We start from the raw sequence: 13,564 nt of genomic DNA, 5'->3' as shown, positions 1-13,564 counted from the left end.
CCTCTATTCGCATGGATTGTCCACTTTTACAGGTTCCGGCATCTTTTGATATTGGAAACCTTGAATATTTTGTATACGTTTAAAAAACTTGTGAAACCTTTCGTTTGGCAGCCCTTTTTCTCTGTATTCTTCAATGACGTTTACCATCGTTTCCACTAGTTTATCTGGTGAAAGACCTTCTGCTACGGGCTGGCCGGTATGAGCATTTCGTCCGGTTGTTTTTGCGCCTAGAAATAAGTCAAACGCACCTCTTCGGTAAATGATCCCAATATCATCTGTGACCGCACCATAACATGCCATTCCGCAGCCATTAAATCCTATATTCATTACCTTTGGAACTTTTAAACCTCCCAATTTTTCTTGTAATTCTTCTGCATATGGGATACCGTCTTTCTTTTCACCGTCACAAAAATCACATGCTTTCACATGTATGACATCTCCAACAGGAGAAATCAGCCACCCGTCCTGCTCAAGCTTTCTTGTAATCGTCTGCGGCTCATCCGTTTCTAGAGACACCTGTAAATAGTGGCTGGTTGTATAGGAAACTTCCCCCTTTTCACCAATTACCTCTGCTAAGAAAGCAAGCTGCTTTGCATTCACTTTTTTATTCCATACGCCTGGAGAAACAGCAAATTCAAAAACAGCCGTTTGTTTAAAAATAGGACTTTCATTTGCGGGCTTTTCAGGAGCTTTCCCCATTACAGCGGAAAGGGCTTCCTCAGCTAGTTCAACTGAGTTCAGGGACGTTAGTTTTTTTGGTGATACGGATGAATTAGCTTCCTCGTCTTTTCCGCCATGCATCGCCCAAGGTTCCGCTTCACGTTTCAAGCGCTGAGCTGGCTTTAAAGGCTGTTTTTCTTCTCCTAATGTATATTTCCGTTGATATCCTCGCGGAGTGATCATTTTTCCATCATAGTAAAATGTAGAATTATTTCCGATAATGACCGTCGTCAGCATTCCAATTTCATACTCAAGCATATGTTCAAGGTCCGTCATAACAATATGCTGTCTTTCTCGAAAAGCGCTTTTCACAAGGCCTACTGGCGTTTTCGGGTCACGGTGTTCTAATAAAATCCGCTGCGTTTCTTCTATTTGGCGTGTTCGTTTACCGCTTTTCGGATTATAAAGAGCGATAATAAAATCCGCTTTTGCTGCTGCTTCTACTCTTGTCATAATGAGTTCCCAAGGAGTTAGGTGGTCGCTGAGGCTGATAGTACAAGCATCATGCATCACCGGAGCACCTAGAAGGGAAGCACAAGAATTAATTGCTGAAACACCAGGTATAATTTCGACACTAATCCCTTCATCCTCTTTCCAGCCTTTTTCAATTAACACTTCGTAAACAAGACCAGCCATCCCGTATAACCCAGCATCTCCACTCGATATAACCGAGACTTTTTTTCCGTTTTCGGCTTGCTTGACAGCTTCTTGGGCTCTGCTTACTTCTTCTGTCATCCCTGTCCGCACTAACTCTTTCCCTTGTATTAAGTGGCTGACAAGATCCATATACGTTTTGTAGCCAATGACACTATCAGAGTCTACAATTGCTTCTTTTGCCCGGTGTGTCATATGGGCTTCATCACCTGGACCAAAGCCAACTACGAATATCTTTCCGGCTGTCATACATATCATCCTTTCATTTTAGAATTAGTGAAAGTTTATGAAACATAAAAAAGCATCTTTAACATTCATGGAGAATGTTAAAGATGCTTAGTATTCACGAGATTAATAGGTTGCTCCTGCGGTCAAACAGAGCAGTGAAAACCCACGCACTTTAACACCTCCCTATGGCCCGTAGGTTAAACGGTGTTGTTGAAAAAGGCAGGTCTCCTGGCTCCTGGTATTCATCAGCTTATCCTTCCCCCCGGTTTATGACGCCGAAAGTGGTTTAGCAAGCAGACAACCCAGTTACAGTGGCGGGACCGCGCCGGTTTTTCACCGGACTTCCCTATTAAGAAAACAGTTTCATAGGCTGTTTTCACCTTTTTCCAATATGCAGTTTTTTATGGTTATAAATATAGTCTATAAAAAACAGACTAGAATAAATTTCTATCATTGTCAATCTAATTTCACTCTTTGTCTCATTTTTCAGCAGACTCTAAAGTGGTATTCAAAAATAAAACCACCAAATAAAGTTTTGGTGGTTTGTATCCGTGCAGATGTTCAAATATATATGCTTGGGTGTATTATTTTTGTACGTTAGCTGCTTGTGGTCCGCGTTGACCGTCCACAATGTCAAAAGAAACGCTTTGTCCTTCTTCTAAAGTTTTAAACCCTTCGTCTTGAATAGCAGAGAAGTGTACGAATACATCGTCAGCACCTTCACGTTCAATAAATCCAAATCCTTTTTCTGCATTAAACCATTTTACTGTACCTTGTTCCATGTTCCATTTCCTCCTTGTGCGTTTAAAACACACAACATTTATTCTTAAATCTTGTTCTACTCTGCGGTAAGACGAAATAGGTTATCCCTTTTTCTAACTTTAAGAAGCATGAACAAACTTAAGTAAATTCACTTTACCATGTTTTTCAAATGAATGCAAGCACTCTTGCCAGAATCTTTTGTGATGCAAATCACAGATAGAATCAATATTTGTTGTTAGACTTTTGTTAAATTAAACAGTTAAGGAGGTTAACTATGCTTGAAGTTGCCCTCACCTTTCCAAATAAAGGGATAAAAGAGATTGACAATGCGTTTTATGATGCACATTTTTATAAAAATAAACAGAACTATGTCTTAAAAAGTATACTAGAATCCACCAATACAGAAGTAACAGGGAATATCATTTCTGCTTTCTCAAAAATCACCATTACTTTCTCTGAAAACCTTTCTATGAATGACTATCAGCTGATTAGAGAAGCAATATTTCTATTGGCTCACCATCTTCAAGCTGATATGGATGATACGAAAGCGTTCATGGGGTATTTAGAAAATGGACAAAAAGCGTATTTATTTCACGAATGGAAAAATTGGAAGGCCTTTCTTTTACATGCGAAGTATAAATCGATGAAAGGTCAGAAAGTGGAAGTAAAGAGCAAAGCAGGTGCTTGGCGGGGAATTTTACTAGATTATCAAGAAACATTTGTTAATAGCGAGTGTATAATAACCTATTGTACTTTATTAACTGCATTGGGTGAAAAAAGAGTGAACGGAAAGTTTCTTCATGTGGAAGCAACCGGTGAGTTTATCTAAAAAGAAAAGGAGAAGCTAAATGATTCGCTCATCTAGCTTTTCTGATTTATATTGTGCAGATTTCTACAGGACACTCCCCGCACTGTAAATAATCTTTTAAATAAGCAATATCAAGCAGTAAAATATGATTATCTTCGTAATCAATAACCCTTTCTTTTTTTAATTCATTCATCATCCGATTGACACCTTCTCTGGTTGTCCCTATATAATTTGCTAGATCTTGATTCGTCAGCTCTACTTCAATAAAAGTACCATGGTCATGCTCTACTCCATAAGAATTACCAAAACGGATTAATGTGGAATACAACCCTCCTTTTTTGCCGCAAAGCAGTAAATCACGGAATTTAGATTGAGTCGACTGCGTGTGGCTGGCAAACCATTTCATAAATGCCACAGCAATATCCCCATTCTCTCTAAATATTTTTTCTAAGGTCTTCCGGTCAAATCGTATTAACTCAGCCTCTTCTTCTACTGTCGCTGTAACGCTAATAGCCATTTCATTAAATAAGCCTACTTCTCCGACTAATTCATCTTTTTGTTTAAGGTGGACAGAAAATTCTTTTCCCTCTACCGTCATTTTGCTTAAACGGACAATACCAGAACGTATTAAATATACATATTCAGGGTCTTCTCCCTCTGTAAATAACACTTTCTTAGACTTTACTATTTGACTTGTCCCATTGGCTAGCAGCAGCTCTTTGTTCTCGTCGGTTAACTGGGCAAAGAAACGGTTGAGCTTAAGTTTCTTTTTAGGCATGTATTACCCTCTCTTTATAAAACGTTGTTAAAACAATTTCTTTTTTCTATTATCAATAGTTGAAATAACTAATTTTATAGTACATAATGCAGTATCGTCTGTAAATGAATGAGAGAAAGTCTGCCGTATATCTGACAATGGAACGTATACATTCTGCTTGGAAAGGGAGCTTTCCCATAAGTCAGTTCTCAGCAAACGCAACTGGAATATACTCGCTTTCACCCTTAGGGCACAAGGGCGGCGGTTTAGCCTCCTCGTGAGTAAACCCTTCACTGAGGGGGCTTCACACTGCCCTATTTCCCAGCAGGAGTCTCGCCTATCCCAGCTGCTAGATGATTTTCCTTATACTAACCTTTTGAGACAGCCTCACGATATTTATTAGGTCCGAGCTGCTTTTATGTTTAATTTTTTATTTCGATCATAATATGTTTTATTTATAATGAAACAAGTAAAAGCGACAATAGATAGAAAAATGAACCCCCATACATAACTACCTGTAAAATCTTTCACGGTACCAAGTAAAATTGGAGGAAAAAAACCTCCTAAGCCACCAGCTGCCCCGACGATCCCAGTAACGGCACCAGTTGCCTTAGGGAACAACTGCGGGACAAGCTTAAACACTGCGCCATTCCCAATTCCTGTCATAAAAGCTACCAGCAAACAAGGAATGGTCATAACGACAAGACTCGTCATGCTAAAACTTATTCCAAGAGCGCCGGCAATGATTCCAAGAAATACGATGGTTAATATCTTGCCTGCCCCTAATTTGTCTGCTAAATTTCCGCCAAGCGGCCGAGCCAGTGTGGCAAGCACAACAAATCCGCCTGCTCTTACCCCTGCGTCAACGGCTGTTATATTGTATAAGTCCATTAGCAAAGTAGGCAGATAAATCCCAAAAGCTACAAAAGCTCCAAATGTAACAAAATAAAATAATGAAAGAACCCAGCTGTTTTTATATTTCAACACTTCCAAAGAACCTAATATCGTGTTTGTCTCTCCGGTTTTTGGTGTTTCCGGCGTCCAAAACCATATAAGAATACTCATTATGACTATTGGAAGCATCAACATCCAAAAAGCTCCCTGAATACCGAGTAAAGCTGCTGCTGCAGGTAAAGAAAAGCTGGCAGCTGCTGTTCCGATATTTCCCATGCCGTTAATACCAAGAGCGGTTCCCTGTTTTTCTTTCGGTGTCCACTTTGACACAAAAGCTATAGACACTGCAAAGGAAGCTCCAGACACTCCTAAAAAGAAAGCCCAAAATAATAACATAAAGTAAGAGGAAGAAAAGCTGACCCCAACTAGAGGGATGATGGTAAACAGCAGAAGTCCGGTAAACACTTTGCGGCCTCCATACTTATCTGTAAAAATTCCTAAAGGTATTCTTATTACCGATCCAAGCAAGACTGGCACCGCAACTAAAATACTTTTCTCTGTATTCGTCAGCCCGTACATTTCCTGGAATTCGGTTGCAAGCGGTGATAATGATGCCCAGACAGTAAAAGAAAAAGCCATTGCCAATGTGGTTAAAATTAATATTCTTTTACTTATTTTTGCATCTCTTTTCATCGTAACCCCGCCTTTTCTTTTATACTGAATTGATGTTTTTAGTATAGGAAAATATAGTCTTCCTGCCTGTTAGATTCATCACAGTTACCTTCCTCGTCACTGTTTATTTATTAGGCTTATCGCCCTTTAAAAGGAACCGCCTAAAAAAGTAAGACGTAATATAGAGGCTGTGTACAACTGTCGTTGCATGCAGTAGTATGCTTCCTTTTAGTTGTGTACTGAAAATACAAAAAAGCCCGTTTCTTTTATAAACAACATTAAAAGAAACGGGCTTTACCGTTTAAAATAGCTTTTACGCATTTTCGTTATATTCTTTCTTTCTCCAAATCAGATAAGTGATCACTGTACTCATCCCTGAAATTACAGCAACTCCGCTATAAACATAAACCTGGTTTGACTCTCTCCCTAAATACGAGTGTACCGTAAACTGAAGCATTACTACGTTCATCGCTAACGTGATAAATATGATGATCCAGCATATTTTTTTACCCATGGCGATACTTCCTATCAACGGCATATACAACCCCATTGATTACTTCCACTTCAATCAAAGGAAGTTCACGCTGCGGCGGTCCTGCAATTGGCTGACCATTATTAAGATCAAAATATCCTTTGTGACAGGGACAAAGCAGCACTTCTTCTTTTTCTTCATAAAACACAGGACACATTAAATGGGTACATGCGTTATTATATGCTTTTAACTCGCCTGATTTCGTGTGTACAAGCAAGGCTGAATCTTCCTCTGTCGGATAATTAAATTTTACAGAAGATCCTTTTGGAAGTTCAGAGAGTTTCACTATTTCCACATGGTCTGAATCATCTTCAAAAGCCCCAACGAGCGTGCGTACAGATAACGGCAGTGTAGCAACTCCTAATGCAACTGAAGCGCCTGCAGCCGTTTTTAAAAAAGCTCGCCGATTATATTTCAAATCTGTTTTTTGATCAAGATTGTTCACCAAATTTACCATATCACTATTGCTATTAGACTGATTTCGTTTTGTATACTTTTTATCATTCATAAAAAGATGTCCCCCGTTCTTATTGGCCGGTATATACACCAAAAAATTCAGGTACGTATTCCCATTTATCCTGTTCTGTTGGTTTTTTTCCTTCTACTAAATTCATTTGTGTGCGGCGTCTGCGAAGAGCTTGCATTTCATCAAAATCAATAAAGCGAATCGCATCACTTGGACATACTGATGCACACATCGGTGCAATATCGTATTGGGAGCGGTCGTAACACATATCGCATTTGTACATTTTGTTTTCCTCAAAATCGAATTTCGGTATGCCAAAGGGACAGCCAAAGGTGCAATTTCGACAGCCGATGCATTTCTCTTCCATTGCAGATAACACGACTCCGTCTTCTGTTATCTGTATTGCATTAGCGGGACAGACTCTAGCACATGCTGGGTCTTTACACTGCATGCACAACATGGGATACGTTTGCCTGCTCTCCATAAAATCCACGTATTCTACATAATTTCGCTCTTTTGCATCATGTCCTCCGCATTCACGGCAAGCCGCTTGACATGCACGGCAGCCAATACAACGTTCAAATTCAAGATACATGATTTTATTCATATTACCCCTCTCCCCGTTTTAATTTTTCCATTTTCACCGCACACACTTTAAATTCAGGCATTCTTGATATAGGATCTAAACATGGATTCGTAAGCTGATTAACGGCTAATTTTTTTCCCCAATGATACGGTACAAAGATCGTATCTTTTCGAATCGCCTTTGTAAGTTTCACCTCTAAATCCATCGTATTTCTAGGGGTTGTAAGCTTGATGGTTTCTCCATTTTGCACATTATACTGACTGGCAAGCTCCGGATGTATTTCAGCGTATGGCAATGGACACTGTTCCATTAGAAAATTAATTCTTCTTGTTTGATTACCTGATAAATAATGAAAGACAACGCGCCCAGTGGTGAGAATATGAGGAAACTCCTCGCTAGGTATTTCCCCTGCTTTTTCCCACGTCACAGCAGGCAGGTTCGCTTTTCCGTCCAGAGTACTGAACGTTTCTTTAAACATCGTCGGTGTGCCCGGATGGTCTTCAGAGGGACATGGCCAAAACACTCCGTCCTCCTGGTCTATCCGATCATAAGTAATTCCATAGTAATCAGCGTTTCCTCCCTTTGCGGCTAGACGTAATTCTTCAAATATTTCTCTTGAATTTTCATAAGGAAAATGTTTTCCTTTCCCCATTCGTTTTGCTATTTCACTTAAAATGACCCAGTCTGGTTTTGATTCATAGAGAGGTTCTGACACTTTGCGTATATGAATAACCCTCCCTTCTAAATTCGTCGTAGTTCCTTCATCTTCTGCCCAGCTGGCAGCCGGTAAAACGACATCTGCAAACTCTGCTGTTTCCGAAAGAAAGAAATCATTTACGACCAAAAAGTCCAGCTTCTTAAAGGAATCCCAAACATATTCTGTATTTGGGGCAGAAACAGCTGGGTTGCTGCAAATGACATGCATGGCTCGTATATTACCTGCTTGAATTTCATCAAACATTTCAAAAGCAGAAACACCTGGTTTTGGCATTTCTTCTGGCTCAATCCCCCATACCTTTGAAATGTACTTAACTGCATCCGGGTCTGTTAATTTACGATAACCCGGCAGTAAATCTGATTTTTGTCCATGTTCTCTGCCGCCTTGCCCATTGCCTTGACCAGTAAACGTTGCCACACCTGATGCAAAGTTTCCTACCTGTCCGCGAACAAGTGCCAGCGCCGTGTATAACGTAACGTTATCTACTCCTTTAGATTGCTGTTCAACGCCTCTTGCAAACATAACGACAGAACGAGGAGACTTTCCGTACATGTGAGCAGCCTGGATTATTTTCTCTTCGCTTACTCCGGTTATTTCAGACGTCACTACAGGAGTGAAAGGATCAACAGAAGCTTTAAGCTCTTTATAATTATTGCAGCGTTCCATCACATACCTTTCATCCACGTAGTCTTCTTTTATTAAAAGGTGCAAAAGCCCATTTGCTAGTGCTGAATCTGTACCCGGCTTTAAATCTAAGTGAACATCTGCAATTCTAGCGGTTGGTGTTTCCCGCGGATCTACCACAATCATTTTCGCGCCTTTGTCTCTTGCTTTCCAAAACCATTGAATGCTGGTAGGATGACATTCAGCTGTATTTGAACCGGCGATTAAAAAACAGTCACTATGCTCTAACTCTGTCCAAGGTAGCGTGGATCCTCGATCAATCCCGAATGTGCTCAAAAAACCCCCGGCAGCCGAACTCATGCAAAAACGACCGTTATAATCTATAAATCTGGTTCCAAGCGCTGCTCTAGCATATTTACCGACCAGGTAGCATTTTTCATTTGTCATGGATACGCCTCCAAACACCGATAACGTATCTTTCCCATATTTCTTTTGTAGTTCGCTGAATTTATCTGCAATCAAATCTAAAGCCTCGTCCCAGCTGCTTTCTACGAACGTTGTGTTTCTCTTGATTAAAGGCCGTTTAATCCGGTCTTTATGATCAATTTGCTGGTAAGCTGTTACCCCTTTTGGACAAAGTTTCCCATTGGTGACCGGCCAATCATACCTTGGTTCTACCCCTAGGACCTTTCCTGTTTTTTCAGAGACTCTTATATGCATACCGCATTGCATACCGCAGTAGCTGCAATGCGTTGTAATTAACTTTTCTCCTTCTTTATGAAGGTTTTTTACCCCTGGCTTTGCCATAAAATCAGTCATTTGCCTTCTCCTCTCTTTCATAATAAGCTGCCGCTCTTTTTCTTCCAAATCCTGGTATTTGAACATCATTTATTGTTTGGATTGGTGCATAAGGCTGTTCTAATTCTGTTTCTATGTTTAATTGTTTCATCACTCGCATTTTCCGCCTGCAGGCAGGACAATAATCGGCAAGGAAAGAACCGTCAGCAAGCTGAAGGTCAAAGCTTTGCACGCCGAGAATACTCTTCACATCCGCTATTTGGTCATCACTGCTGTATGGAGATTGACAGCTTCGGCATGCTCTCTTGTCTACTCTCGTTGTCTCCTGGTAATTCATTGGTACCGCAGTCGCAAGGGGACGAACCGGAAGATGAAATAACTTCCCAAAAGGAAAATAAACGAGAAAAATAACGACGGTAACTTGATGTATTAAAGATAAATGAGGATGCATCCAGCCTTCTAAAAAAGCGTAGGATAGAGTTAACACTAGACCTGTGACAGTTACAGCAAGCAATATATAGAGAGGAAATAAATCAAATTCTGTACGCTGCATCGCTTTGACATTTTTATTGACTGAACGGCGGATCAGCGCCATCGTGACTCCGATTAATACCATCAGTGCTGTTATGTTCAACCCGTTATAAACTAATTCAGCAAACATTCCGTGGGCGGACATGCTGATCGTAGGAATCCCCATCACAATAATTTGATACGTTTCAGGGTCTACTAATTTAAAATGCATCCAGCCAAAAACTAAACCAAATGTAATCGCAAAAGAACCAATACATCCCCAGGCAATCAACCAATGCATAATCCCCCGGTAGATTCCGCGTTTAAAAATAAATTTTTGTAAAAAGATATTTTCCATCGCTGTTTTCAAAATAGAAAAAACATTTCGTTTTACCCTTTTACGCTGCTTTAGGTTAGCCAAACTTCTTTTGATCATTTGACGTGTAGCAGGCCTAATCAACCATGAACACAACCTGACTGTCATTCCAATAGCAAATACAAAAGAAGAAATAATGTAGCCAAACAGCATCATATCAATGTGGGCAAATTGTTCTGTTCCAATCCACATCGAGAGAATCAATACCATGACCACTACAAAAGAATACATACTTGTCTTGGAATAGAAGGTTTTTTCTAGTTGTTTCATTCTGCCACTCCTTTTGAATTCATTTCTGAATTTGTGAAGTACATTCATTGTAGGGAGGATTTGTAATCATAACTGTGATATTTTTCACATCTGTATATTAAATCTTCAAACTTTTTTATAAGTTATTGTCTGAGGTTTTCCTTCGTGATATTTCACCCAATTAATGCTGTCTAAAAAGAATTCAGCCTTATATATTTCATTCTTGATTAATGTTTCTAACACTTCAGCACATCGACAATGATAAATGCCATAGAAAGGTTGAACTTCCCCGTCCCGTTCTGGCAAAACAGCATCCAGGTTTTTTGAAACATCATATTCATTTAAGATACGAGCTATATCAGAGGAAAGGCTGGAATTCGTTAATACAACCCACATCCTTTCATTTTTCGCTAACGAAAAAGAAGCGTGCATGCCGCAAAACGGATGATAGCGTTGATAGTATTCGGTAATTATCCGAATGGAGCTTCCTAATACAGGAAGATAATGATGCGGGGTGTTCGTGACAAAAATGACTTCCGTGCATATTTTTTTCATTTTTTCGGCCTGTCTTTGTACTGAGCTCAATTTCTCTGATAGAACAGTGTTTTTAAAGTTATTTTCTAAAATGACTCCTGTTAGACTCATATCTATACCTTCTCCTTGTTTAAAAAATATGAAATGTGTTCATTCTGTTACATTCATCACATTTTTGGGTTCAGTGTGAGTTTTCTCACTTTCTAAAATGTTTCTCTCTTGTATGATCAAACTACAGAATTTGTTCAGGAGGAATGATAATGGGAAATCAAGCCCTTTTAAATAAAGAAATAAATAATTTCCAAAACACTTCCTCATTTACTGAGGAGAACTTTGAAAAAATTAAAGAAATAATGTATACCCACACATTAAACACCGGCAGTTTTTTATTTATGGAAGACGATGCGGCGAACAAACTATTTTACGTAAAAAAAGGGGTAGTAAAACTAACAAAAACGACAGCGGATGGAAAGGAATATATCTTCGGATTGTATGGAGAAGGCGATTTAATAGGAGATATCAGCGGTTTTGATACACTTTCTTATACCTATAATGCTTTTATCTTAAAAGATAGTGAAATAGGTTTTATACAGCAAAAAGACCTTGAAGTGCTGTTGTGGCAGCACGGCAGTTTAGCCATTGAATTTATGAAATGGACAACGCTTATGGGACAGATAACGAAATCAAAAATGCGCGATTTAACATTTTACGGTAAAGCAGGCGCCCTTGCTTCTACGTTGATTCGATTGTCCAATTCTTACGGTATAAAAAGAGCAAATACTATTACGATAACCAGGAAAATGAAAAATGGAGAATTAGGAGAATATATCGGCTCAACAAGAGAAAGCGTTAACCGGATGCTGTCAGATTTAAAGAAAAAAGCTGTTATTTCACAGCACCAAGGTTATATTGTTATACATGATTTACAATACTTAAAATCCGTTTGTCATTGTGAAGAATGTCCCCTGGCTGTCTGCAGAATGTAATGATTGTAGTTGCAGCTCCTGTTTTAAAGCAGGAGTTTTTTTCATTCTCTTTTAATGTGATTTTCATCACAGCCATGGGCCTTCACATCTATTACACTGAGTACAGATTAAAAAGGAGCGTGATGCTATTGTTAAGCGGCAATGTGTTGGCAGTGACAAGCGGTAAAGGAGGAGTTGGAAAATCAACTATATCCATTAACCTTGCGTTAGCGCTTGCAGATATGGGGAAAAAGGTGGCTCTAATTGATCTCGATATTTACGGTTTCAGCATTCCAAAAATGCTTGATCTTTCTTCAAATCCAAAGACAGTCAACAATAAAATTATACCTGTTGGATTTGATAACATAAAAGTTATGTCCATGGGCTTTCTTGTAAAAGAAAACGCCCCTGTCGTTTGGCGCGGTCCGATGCTTGGCAAAATGCTTGATCACTTTTTTAATGATGTGATCTGGGGAGAATTGGATTATACAATTTTAGACCTTCCGCCAGGTACTGGAGACGTTGCTCTCGATATGCACCAGAAACTGCCGGATTGCAAAGAGATTATTGTAACAACGCCGCACCCAACGGCTGTGCACGTTGCCGAAAGAGCGGGGACCATGGCAAAAAAATCAGGCAAACGCATCCTCGGAGTTATAGAGAATATGTCTTATTTTTCACCGCAAGGATCTAGTGAAACATTTCATCTTTTTGGAAATGGCGGCGGGGAAAAATTAGCTGCTTTATTAAATACCAGCTTAATAGGTCAAATTCCGGTCATCCCCCCTCCCAATGATAAACAGGTTTCTTCTAAATGTAATGAAAATCAAGAAATAAAAAGTATTTATCAAAAAGCAGCAATTACTATAGATCATTTAGATGTCCCCTTTACTTCATAAACTACTAACGTTATGAGAAAAGTTGGCTTGCATAAACGTCTTCTAGCAACCACAGCTTTAACTTATCCTATATGTTGAGTGCCGTCGTTTTACTTATACAATTTATTCCTGATTGTACAAAAAGCCGTTTTCCCTTTTAAGAGAAATCACGGCTTTTCATTTATGAAGGAAACACAAGTCATAAAGGACCTAGCAACATATCTAAGATAATTTTACGTATTTATAAAAGCTAATGTAGAAACGAACTCGTGGATTTCATCCTTGCTTGCCCAAAGAATAAAGTAATTGTATTGCTCGTCTTGTATATAAACCGGAGAAGGATATCTTACAATGAAAGCAGTTTGCTCTTCTAGTTCAAGAGGTTGATCACTAGATGGAAAAATGAAACAAGCTTCTTGAGAATGTATCTCTGTTTTTATGATCTGAGGTCGCGAGCCGTAGGGCATTAAGGAATGAAAAGCTTCATTTCTGCAAACTTCTTTTATATCTGACCCCGCAGAAATAGCAGCAATCTGGAAAAAGCCATCTTCCCCTTCATAACGTTCTGGAGCCACTTTATGCCAATTCAATGGGTATGCAAAGCTTACATTATAAGTTTCATTATAATATGTTTTTCTTGGCAGGCTAATAGGAAGTGGAGACCATTGAAGAGAAGTAATTCTTATACCAGCTGTTTAGTGCAATAGGTACCGGATGAGAAAGGTCTAGATACCACATTTCTCCTGCAAATAATTGTTCGGCTTTACAGCCAGAAAGATAAGCAATTTTTTTGCTGTTATAAGACCAGGTCACTGGCGTTGCAAAACAATCCG

At 39.3% G+C, this 13,564-nt stretch carries 14 protein-coding genes and 1 riboswitch; of the genes, 3 read left to right on the top strand and 11 right to left on the bottom strand.

From position 1 onward, the window contains the following. Window positions 1-3: 3 nt before the first annotated feature. Entirely contained in the window at window positions 4-1,623 is a 1,620-nt protein-coding gene (gene cobJ, locus CEF16_RS04125; RefSeq protein WP_091580026.1) for a precorrin-3B C(17)-methyltransferase, read from the bottom strand. Window positions 1,624-1,803: 180 nt separating this feature from the next. Next, window positions 1,804-2,001: riboswitch (cobalamin riboswitch) on the bottom strand. 185 nt (window positions 2,002-2,186) lie between these two features. Beyond that, window positions 2,187-2,384: a cold-shock protein gene (locus tag CEF16_RS04120; RefSeq protein WP_091580023.1), complete on the bottom strand. Its 198-nt coding sequence runs from the start codon at window positions 2,382-2,384 to the stop codon at window positions 2,187-2,189. Between the two features lie 254 nt (window positions 2,385-2,638). Here CEF16_RS04120 and CEF16_RS04115 point away from each other — a divergent pair, with 254 nt between their 5' ends. Next, entirely contained in the window at window positions 2,639-3,193 is a 555-nt protein-coding gene (locus CEF16_RS04115) for a hypothetical protein (protein WP_091580021.1), read from the top strand. A 46-nt stretch (window positions 3,194-3,239) separates the two neighbouring features. Here the strand turns inward: CEF16_RS04115 and CEF16_RS04110 are convergent, their stop codons facing one another. The 8 genes from CEF16_RS04110 to mobA all read right to left on the bottom strand — a co-directional run bounded on the left by CEF16_RS04110 (window position 3,240) and on the right by mobA (window position 10,999). Beyond that, window positions 3,240-3,950, bottom strand: a complete 711-nt coding sequence (locus tag CEF16_RS04110; protein WP_091580018.1) for a Crp/Fnr family transcriptional regulator — start codon at window positions 3,948-3,950, stop codon at window positions 3,240-3,242. Between the two features lie 378 nt (window positions 3,951-4,328). Then, window positions 4,329-5,516, bottom strand: coding sequence for an MFS transporter (locus CEF16_RS04105; RefSeq protein WP_096241738.1), 1,188 nt, complete (start codon window positions 5,514-5,516; stop codon window positions 4,329-4,331). A 292-nt stretch (window positions 5,517-5,808) separates the two neighbouring features. After that, a complete protein-coding gene (locus tag CEF16_RS04100) occupies window positions 5,809-6,009 on the bottom strand; it encodes a hypothetical protein (protein ID WP_091580012.1) in 201 nt (66 codons plus the stop codon). Next, complete coding sequence (locus tag CEF16_RS04095; RefSeq protein WP_091580009.1) at window positions 6,002-6,535, bottom strand: QcrA and Rieske domain-containing protein; 534 nt, start codon at window positions 6,533-6,535, stop codon at window positions 6,002-6,004. The genes CEF16_RS04100 and CEF16_RS04095 overlap by 8 nt, the downstream gene beginning before the upstream one ends. A 19-nt stretch (window positions 6,536-6,554) precedes the next feature. Further along, complete coding sequence (locus CEF16_RS04090) at window positions 6,555-7,100, bottom strand: 4Fe-4S dicluster domain-containing protein (RefSeq protein ID WP_091580006.1); 546 nt, start codon at window positions 7,098-7,100, stop codon at window positions 6,555-6,557. Between the two features lies 1 nt (window position 7,101). Continuing rightward, entirely contained in the window at window positions 7,102-9,240 is a 2,139-nt protein-coding gene (fdhF, locus tag CEF16_RS04085) for a formate dehydrogenase subunit alpha (RefSeq protein WP_091580003.1), read from the bottom strand. After that, a complete protein-coding gene (locus CEF16_RS04080; RefSeq protein ID WP_091580001.1) occupies window positions 9,233-10,375 on the bottom strand; it encodes an MFS transporter in 1,143 nt (380 codons plus the stop codon). The genes fdhF and CEF16_RS04080 overlap by 8 nt, the downstream gene beginning before the upstream one ends. 105 nt (window positions 10,376-10,480) lie before the next feature. Then, window positions 10,481-10,999, bottom strand: coding sequence for a molybdenum cofactor guanylyltransferase (mobA, locus tag CEF16_RS04075; RefSeq protein ID WP_091579998.1), 519 nt, complete (start codon window positions 10,997-10,999; stop codon window positions 10,481-10,483). Window positions 11,000-11,148: 149 nt separating this feature from the next. On the opposite strand from mobA, the gene CEF16_RS04070 reads away from it, so the two are divergent. Together CEF16_RS04070 and CEF16_RS04065 are read left to right on the top strand one after the other, a co-directional pair. Next, window positions 11,149-11,874 (top strand): Crp/Fnr family transcriptional regulator, encoded by a 726-nt coding sequence (locus CEF16_RS04070; protein WP_091579996.1) that lies wholly within the window; start codon window positions 11,149-11,151, stop codon window positions 11,872-11,874. Beyond that, complete coding sequence (locus CEF16_RS04065; RefSeq protein ID WP_425427955.1) at window positions 11,874-12,752, top strand: Mrp/NBP35 family ATP-binding protein; 879 nt, start codon at window positions 11,874-11,876, stop codon at window positions 12,750-12,752. Before CEF16_RS04070 ends, CEF16_RS04065 begins: the two co-directional genes overlap by 1 nt. A gap of 212 nt (window positions 12,753-12,964) precedes the next feature. On the opposite strand, the gene CEF16_RS24245 is transcribed toward CEF16_RS04065, so the two are convergent. Then, window positions 12,965-13,321 (bottom strand): peptidase M56, encoded by a 357-nt coding sequence (locus CEF16_RS24245; protein ID WP_245917758.1) that lies wholly within the window; start codon window positions 13,319-13,321, stop codon window positions 12,965-12,967. Window positions 13,322-13,564 lie beyond the last annotated feature (243 nt).

Source organism: Alteribacillus bidgolensis, from assembly GCF_002886255.1.
GTDB classification, from domain to species: domain Bacteria; phylum Bacillota; class Bacilli; order Bacillales; family Marinococcaceae; genus Alteribacillus; species Alteribacillus bidgolensis.
The sequence above is the reverse complement of the archived record's forward strand: the minus strand, read 5'-3'. Positions and strand labels throughout refer to the sequence as shown.

What these genes read in the sequence shown, in the direction of transcription:
- fdhF (WP_091580003.1), bottom strand. Translation starts at nt 9,240, where the DNA reads ATGACTGATTTTATGGCAAAGCCAGGGGTAAAAAACCTTCATAAAGAA.
- CEF16_RS04100 (WP_091580012.1), bottom strand. Translation starts at nt 6,009, where the DNA reads ATGGGTAAAAAAATATGCTGGATCATCATATTTATCACGTTAGCGATG.
- CEF16_RS04115 (WP_091580021.1), top strand. Translation starts at nt 2,639, where the DNA reads ATGCTTGAAGTTGCCCTCACCTTTCCAAATAAAGGGATAAAAGAGATT.
- CEF16_RS04105 (WP_096241738.1), bottom strand. Translation starts at nt 5,516, where the DNA reads ATGAAAAGAGATGCAAAAATAAGTAAAAGAATATTAATTTTAACCACA.
- CEF16_RS04065 (WP_425427955.1), top strand. Translation starts at nt 11,874, where the DNA reads ATGATTGTAGTTGCAGCTCCTGTTTTAAAGCAGGAGTTTTTTTCATTC.
- mobA (WP_091579998.1), bottom strand. Translation starts at nt 10,999, where the DNA reads ATGAGTCTAACAGGAGTCATTTTAGAAAATAACTTTAAAAACACTGTT.
- cobJ (WP_091580026.1), bottom strand. Translation starts at nt 1,623, where the DNA reads ATGACAGCCGGAAAGATATTCGTAGTTGGCTTTGGTCCAGGTGATGAA.
- CEF16_RS04120 (WP_091580023.1), bottom strand. Translation starts at nt 2,384, where the DNA reads ATGGAACAAGGTACAGTAAAATGGTTTAATGCAGAAAAAGGATTTGGA.
- CEF16_RS04110 (WP_091580018.1), bottom strand. Translation starts at nt 3,950, where the DNA reads ATGCCTAAAAAGAAACTTAAGCTCAACCGTTTCTTTGCCCAGTTAACC.
- CEF16_RS04090 (WP_091580006.1), bottom strand. Translation starts at nt 7,100, where the DNA reads ATGAATAAAATCATGTATCTTGAATTTGAACGTTGTATTGGCTGCCGT.
- CEF16_RS04095 (WP_091580009.1), bottom strand. Translation starts at nt 6,535, where the DNA reads ATGAATGATAAAAAGTATACAAAACGAAATCAGTCTAATAGCAATAGT.
- CEF16_RS04070 (WP_091579996.1), top strand. Translation starts at nt 11,149, where the DNA reads ATGGGAAATCAAGCCCTTTTAAATAAAGAAATAAATAATTTCCAAAAC.
- CEF16_RS04080 (WP_091580001.1), bottom strand. Translation starts at nt 10,375, where the DNA reads ATGAAACAACTAGAAAAAACCTTCTATTCCAAGACAAGTATGTATTCT.